Annotated in this window: 7 protein-coding genes; 3 read left to right on the top strand and 4 right to left on the bottom strand. The window is 41.3% G+C overall.

Features of this window, described 5'->3' with window-relative positions; genetic code table 11:
• Positions 1-193: 193 nt before the first annotated feature.
• Positions 194-541: a HesB/IscA family protein gene (locus tag FHS10_RS20035; RefSeq protein ID WP_259093925.1), complete on the bottom strand. Its 348-nt coding sequence runs from the start codon at positions 539-541 to the stop codon at positions 194-196.
• 87 nt (positions 542-628) lie between these two features.
• Here FHS10_RS20035 and FHS10_RS20030 point away from each other — a divergent pair, with 87 nt between their 5' ends.
• The 3 genes from FHS10_RS20030 (at position 629) to dnaA (ending at position 4,580) form a co-directional block, all read left to right on the top strand.
• On the top strand, positions 629-1,165 hold the full coding sequence (locus FHS10_RS20030) for a DUF7935 family protein (protein ID WP_259093923.1): 537 nt from the start codon (positions 629-631) through the stop codon (positions 1,163-1,165).
• Positions 1,166-1,170: 5 nt separating this feature from the next.
• Complete coding sequence (locus FHS10_RS20025) at positions 1,171-2,715, top strand: acyl-CoA mutase large subunit family protein (RefSeq protein WP_259093921.1); 1,545 nt, start codon at positions 1,171-1,173, stop codon at positions 2,713-2,715.
• Positions 2,716-3,152: 437 nt separating this feature from the next.
• Positions 3,153-4,580 (top strand): chromosomal replication initiator protein DnaA, encoded by a 1,428-nt coding sequence (gene dnaA / locus FHS10_RS20020; RefSeq protein WP_259093919.1) that lies wholly within the window; start codon positions 3,153-3,155, stop codon positions 4,578-4,580.
• Between the two features lie 102 nt (positions 4,581-4,682).
• On the opposite strand, the gene FHS10_RS20015 is transcribed toward dnaA, so the two are convergent.
• The 3 genes from FHS10_RS20015 to FHS10_RS20005 all read right to left on the bottom strand — a co-directional run bounded on the left by FHS10_RS20015 (position 4,683) and on the right by FHS10_RS20005 (position 6,940).
• Positions 4,683-5,216 carry a hypothetical protein gene (locus FHS10_RS20015; RefSeq protein ID WP_259093917.1) on the bottom strand — a complete coding sequence of 178 codons (534 nt, stop codon included), beginning with the start codon at positions 5,214-5,216 and terminating at the stop codon, positions 4,683-4,685.
• Between the two features lie 113 nt (positions 5,217-5,329).
• A complete protein-coding gene (locus FHS10_RS20010; RefSeq protein ID WP_259093915.1) occupies positions 5,330-6,142 on the bottom strand; it encodes a sterol desaturase family protein in 813 nt (270 codons plus the stop codon).
• A 195-nt stretch (positions 6,143-6,337) separates the two neighbouring features.
• Positions 6,338-6,940, bottom strand: a complete 603-nt coding sequence (locus FHS10_RS20005) for a hypothetical protein (RefSeq protein WP_259093914.1) — start codon at positions 6,938-6,940, stop codon at positions 6,338-6,340.
• Positions 6,941-6,994: the final 54 nt, after the last annotated feature.

Here is a 6,994-nt window from a genome sequence, read left to right as displayed (position 1 = left end):
CTTGCTGAGAAATTCAACGAAAACAGATAAACATGGAGCCAATACGTTGCAAACATAGAGGCCGCATCATTTGAATTATGATACGGCCTCTTTTTTGTATTATTTTAATAACCAAGCCACAAGTTAAACCAGTCAGTCATGCCGGACTTGTTTTCTTCTGTCTTGATTTCTGACTCTTACTTCCTGATTCTAATTATACCGAGAATGAAGTTCCGCAGCCGCAGGTGCTTGCTGCATTGGGGTTGTTAAATGTAAAGCCACGGGCGTTAAGGCCGTCCTGGAAATCTATTTGCATACCCATCAAATACATGCCGTGCGCTTTATGCATAAATACTTTAATGTTATCGATAATAAACTCCTGGTCGCCATCCTTTTTCTGATCGAAACCCAATATATAGTTCATACCCGAGCAGCCACCTCCCTCAACACCTACGCGCAAGCCAAACTCATCGCTTATTTCTTGCTGATCTTTTAATTTAAAAAGTTCCTTTACAGCTCCCGGAGTAAATGATACCGGTAAAATTTCAACAGCAGTACTCATCTTATTTTTTATTTATCTACACAAATATAAGGTAAAATGTGGATTTTTACATCCACAGGCATTTTATGACCTGCGTTTAACATTTTCATGACCATGTTTCAACTGCCATTTTTATTTGATATTTTAAAATACACCGTATCTGGTGTTGGCGTAGTGTATATTGCTTTTTACCTGTTTAAACCCTATTTAGATAAATCAGAAAGTATCCAGATCCTGGAGCTTAAACGGACCATCAGCAATCAAACCTTGCCGCTGCGTTTACAGGCCTATGAACGGGTAGTGCTTTTTATTGAACGCATCAATCCATCAAGCATGCTGCTGCGCCTTAACGGATCGGCAGATACCGCTGCCGAATTGCAAGCCATTATCATGAATGAGGTACGCAGCGAATTTCAGCATAACATAACGCAGCAAATTTATCTGAGTGCCCGGGTGTGGGCGGTAGTAAAAAGGGTTAAAGAAGATACTTTGAATGTAATTAACAACGCGGTTAAAGCCCTGCCGGCAGATACCAGCGCTTTGGAACTAAGCAAAACCATCCTGGTGCATTTAAGCAAACTGGATGACGATCCGTATGAGATGGCCCTGAGCCTGATCAGGCAGGATATGGAGGAGTTATTTTAACCACCATGGCCAAAAAGCGCAGCACAACATCGGGCATCGAAATAAAGGAAGTTTACACCGGACCATCCCACATAGTAGAGCTGCCGGGGGAGTTTCCGTTTACCCGCGGCATTCAAAAGGATATGTACCGCGGCAAACCCTGGACCATGCGCCAATACGCAGGCTTTTCAACAGCCGAAGAATCAAACAAACGTTACCATTATTTATTAAGTCAGGGAACAACCGGCTTATCGGTAGCTTTTGACCTGCCCACCCAGATAGGCTATGATAGCGACCATGAACTTTCCGAAGGTGAAGTAGGGAAAGTGGGCGTAGCGATTGATTCCTTATATGATATCGAAATTCTGTTTGATGGCATCCAATTAAAGGACATCACAACCAGCATGACCATTAATGCTACGGCTGCTATATTACTGGCGATGTATATAGCGTTAGCAAAAAAACAGGGTGCCGACCTTACCCAAATTTCGGGTACCATTCAAAACGACATATTAAAAGAGTACGCCGCACGCGGTACATATATCTATCCGCCCACGCCATCTATGCGGTTAATTACCGATGTGTTTGAATATTGCAGCAAGGAGGTACCTAAATGGAACACCATATCTATATCGGGCTACCACATTCGCGAAGCAGGATCAACCGCCGTGCAGGAGCTGGCTTTTACCCTGGCTAACGGCAAAGCCTATTTAAAAGCAGCGCTTGAAAAGGGGTTAGATATTAACGTATTTGCCAAACGCCTGTCCTTTTTTTTTAATTGCCACAACAACTTTTTTGAAGAGATTGCCAAATTCAGGGCCGCAAGGCGCATGTGGGCGCACATCACCAAAGATTTAGGCGCTACGGATGCCGGTGCGCAAAAGCTAAGGTTTCACACTCAAACCGGCGGATCGACTTTAACGGCGCAGCAGCCTTTTAATAACATCATCAGGGTGAGCAACCAGGCGCTGGCGGCAGTATTGGGGGGCACGCAATCATTACATACCAACGGGTACGACGAGGCTTTATCCCTTCCTACCGAAGCGGCCGCCAAGATAGCCCTGCGCACCCAACAGATCATCGCTTTTGAAAGCGGGGTAACCGATACGGTCGATCCGCTGGCGGGATCATATTTTGTAGAAGCCCTGACCGACGAAATTGAAGCTGCCGCGCAGTTATATATAGATAAGATAGACGCCATGGGCGGTGCCGTAAAGGCCATTGAGCAGGATTACATTCAGCAGGAAATAGCGGCATCGGCCTACCAATACCAGAATGATATTGAAAGTGGCGAAAAAGTCTTAGTGGGGGTTAATAAATTTACCCAGTCCGAAGAAGCGGCCTCAAACGTTTTCAGGGTTGATGATTCCATCAGGCAAATGCAGATTGAGAAAATAAAAAATCTCAAAAACAAAAGAGACAATAAGGCTGTTAAAGAAAACTTACAACTATTAAGAATAGCAGCTTTGGGCACCGAAAATTTAATGCCGTTAATAGTATCTTCGGTTGAGAATTATGCTACCTTAGGTGAAATCGCCGATGTATTGCGTGGCGTTTTTGGGGAGTATTAGTATCGCGGAAATTGTATTTGACGTGTTGACGATACCGTGCCATAATTAACAAAGACCAAGCTTTTATTTTTATCGGGCACAAGGCCAGTGCTTTAGTTTTTAGTATAGCGTAAATGGCTAAAATGGCTTAACAATTGCCCCTTTTTTAGCGTATAATTAGCATTAAAAAAATACGCTATTTCCATGGTTTTGAGTAATTTAATTCATGGAAAAAATTTTAATTTTTAAATAATGCAATTACATTTTTCATTGTCAAAAATTGTTTTATATACAAATTTTATACTTAAAAACAACTTTTGTTAATAAGTTGTGAAATGTTAAAAAAGTTGAAATTTAATTTTTTTATAAGCTTTTTTTGGCAATATTCGATGTTCCGTAGCAGGCTCATCTTGTTGTTGGCTGAGGGGTTGGAAATCAAATAATTACTTATATCTAATATGGAAAAAACTTGTACTAACGTTTGGAATAGCTGCCTTCAGATCATAAAGGACAACATACCGGCCCAGAGTTTTAAAACCTGGTTTGAGCCGATAAAAGCTTTAAGGATGGAAGGAAGCGTATTAACCATACAAGTGCCAAGTTTATTCTTTTACGAGTGGCTTGAAGAGCACTATGTAGGTTTGTTGCGCAAAACAATTAAAAAACAATTGGGCGACGAAGGGCGTTTGGAATACAATATTGTTGTTGAGCAATCATCATCAAGCAAACCATACACTACGAATATGCCATCGAACGGAAACGGAGCCGAGTCGAAAAATCAGTCAATGCCGATCCCGATCTCTATTAATAAGGATATCAAAAATCCGTTTGTGATCCCCGGCCTGAAGAAACTGAATGTAGACCCACAATTAAACAGGAACTACACCTTCGAAAATTTCGTTGAGGGTGATTGTAACCGCCTGGCACGATCTGCAGGTTATGCTGTGGCTGCTAAACCGGGTGGCACCTCATTTAACCCCCTAATGATATATGGTGGTGTTGGTTTAGGGAAAACCCACCTGGCGCAGGCTATAGGTAACGAGATTAAACGGTCATTACCGGATAAGCTTGTACTATATGTATCGTGCGAGAAATTTACCCAGCAATTTGTTGACGCCCTTAAGCACAATAACATTAACGATTTTGTGAACTTTTATCAGGCCATTGATGTATTGATTATGGATGATGTGCACAACTTTGCAGGTAAAGAAAAAACGCAGGATTTCTTCTTCCATATATTTAACCACCTGCACCAAAGTGGCAGGCAACTGATCATCACATCAGATAAAGCTCCTAAGGATCTGGCTGGTTTGGAAGAGCGTTTATTATCGAGGTTTAAATGGGGCCTATCGGCAGATTTGACAGTGCCAGACCTGGAGACCCGCATGGCTATCTTAAAGAATAAAATTTATCAGGATGGTATTGAGTTATCAAACGATGTGGTAGAGTATGTAGCCCATAACATTGATAACAATGTACGTGAACTGGAAGGAGCTATGGTATCCCTGCTGGCACAATCAACCCTTAACCGCAAGGAGATTGACCTTAACCTTGCTAAACAAATGTTGAAAAACTTTGTGAAAAACTCATCTAAAGAAATTTCGATGGAGTACATTCAAAGCCTGGTTTGCGAATATTTTGAAGTGCCTATCGAAATGGTGAAGTCACAAACCCGTAAACGCGAAATTGTACAGGCCCGCCAGATTTCGATGTACCTGGCCAAAGCGCATACCAAAAGCTCATTAAAATCAATTGGTCATTTCTTTGGCGGCCGCGATCACTCTACCGTAATTTATGCCTGCCAAACTGTTGAGGATTTAATTGATACCGATAAAAAATTCAAAGGTTACGTTGCAGACATTCAGAAGAAATTAAAAATGTCATAACTGACCTAATAATCTTATTGCTATAGGCCCCGCATGTTAAATATGCGGGGCTTTTTGTTGGAGTTATTGATGATTCTTTAAACCCTGGTATTGTTCGTTGTTTTAAAACAAGGTGGTAGTAAAGCCAATGCTAAAATTAACACTTTGCGGATTAAGCAACTTGTAACTGTTTCTTGGCGACAGATAAAAATACGATGGCTCAAAAGTAAGCGCGAAATGCTCGGCCAGGTAATATTCTGCGCCCCCGCTTAATTTCATTGAAAAATGCCTTCGTGTAACCTGGTCAATGGTGATGCTGCCGGCCCTGTCTGTCACCTTATCGTAGCTGTTGATGGCTATGCCCGGCTGTAACAAACCAAATAGCTTTATAATGCCTACCTTTTTACGATAGCCCATCCCGAGGGAAAATATTGCCGATGACAATTTGCCATTATTAACATTAGTAGGCGAGTTATTGTAAACCTCTTTGTAATGATTAGTAATAGCATCATAGTTAAACCTGTAAAAGAGAGCGTTGCCGGCTGTTGGCCTTACTTCTAAGGCTGTGTTTATCATCAGTCCTCTTTTCACGCTTTCGTCCAGGCCGCCAAAAGGAATGCTTAGTCCAACTGCGCCGGGGAAGTAAATTTTTGACATAAAGCTTTCTGTTTGCGCGCAGCTGTTTTTAACTCCACATATCGTAATTAAAAAGAAAAGCCATTTTGCCAAAAATGATGAAGCCTTTGTAAGGCCTGGGCAGGTTTTTATCATCATTTCCTGTTCAATTTTTGAAAAGGAATTTTAAGGATATTATAAAAACGGGTGTTTATATGTGGTTCCATATGGGTATCAACGCCATAAACGGTTTCATTAGGATCAAGCTCGGCATAGGTACCAAAAAGCCGGTCCCAGATGCATAATACATCGCCATAGTTACGGTCGGTATAAGGCAGCTGGTAATGGTGGTGTACGTGGTGCAGGTTGGGGGTAATAAAAATGAGCCCGATGATCTTATTAACCCGATGCGGCAGTCTAAATTCGGTGTGGGCGGTGATATTGGCAAAAGTTTGAATGGTTTGCCGCAACACTAATACCAGTGAGGTTGGCCCCAGCAAAAATACCCATAGCATCAAAAAAGTGGTGCGTATCAATGTTTCGCCCGGATGCTCCCTGGTGGTGGTTGATACATCTACCTTTAAATCGCTGTGGTGCACCAAATGAAACTTCCACAGGAAATCAAATTTATGCATGATCACGTGGTAGGTATACTCGCACAGATCCATCAACACAAAAAGGCTGATATAATAAACCCAGGGATTATGGTGAAAGGGAATCCAGTTAACAATCCCCCAGCGATGATGGTTAGTCCAGGTGCATAGGATTAACACGTTGCCGATCATAAAAAGCTGAATGGGCAGGGCTGTAAAGATAAAGGATAGATTAACGCCGGTATGCCGAAGTTTTGATTTTAATATCAACGGATTAACCAACGCCTCAAATGCCCAAAGCGAAATTAAAATTAAGGCAAAATAAATTAGCTGAATTGTATCCTGGTGATTTGAATTAAAGTCTTTAATAGCCATCTGCGCCCTGTTATTATCTACAATTTAAAGAATCCTTATTGTAACAAACCTATATACAGATTCTGAAATAATACTGAATTTACGCCGATTTAACATAAACCCTTATATATAAACAGAAGGGCCAACTATGTAAAAGCATAAAAGCCCGGTATATAACCAGAGCTTTTACTTGTTAGGGGTATTATTAATAGTTAATTAAAGAGCGGCATGTTGCGCTGCGGCGTTGTGCTTATATTCCTGGTAGAGGTATTTGATCATGTATTGCCTGTTCGCTTTATCATAAGTCACCAGGTTGCCGTCCTGTTCAAAAAGGCTATTGACGCTGTACCTAAAACCGGTTTCGCCAGCAAAACTTTCATCAATATTGGCCATTGTTAAACTTAAAACAGGGGCCGTGATGTTAACACTATAGAAGTATTTTTCAACCGGTTTTAGTCCTTTGCCTTGTGGTATCAACTGCTCACAACTGTAAAGTATAAAGCCTGCGGTATCCAGCACGCAGTAAGCCTCACCCCGGTAAAACCGATAGCTTTGCCCGTTTTGACAATAACCAAACATCTGGCTTTTGGCAAGCTTTGTCTTTTGTCCCTGGCTAATTATCGTTATATTTTTACCGTTTAAAAACTCATTAAGCAGCAGCTTATCGCCTGCACCTAAAGTATAGCTCAGTTTCCCGGTTTTAAAATCCTGTTCAGTTATATAAATACCGGTTGTTTTGTTTGTTGATTGTGCCTGTAACCTGGTACCTTGTACACAGATCACCATCGCTGCGATGAGCACCTTGATCGAATTTTTCATGATTATCTATTTATTGTTGTGGTATAGCGAATGTGCTATAGGGGTTTTAAAAAG

The organism is Mucilaginibacter dorajii (assembly GCF_024808255.1).
Classification (GTDB): domain Bacteria; phylum Bacteroidota; class Bacteroidia; order Sphingobacteriales; family Sphingobacteriaceae; genus Mucilaginibacter; species Mucilaginibacter dorajii.
The sequence above is the reverse complement of the archived record's forward strand: the minus strand, read 5'-3'. Positions and strand labels throughout refer to the sequence as shown.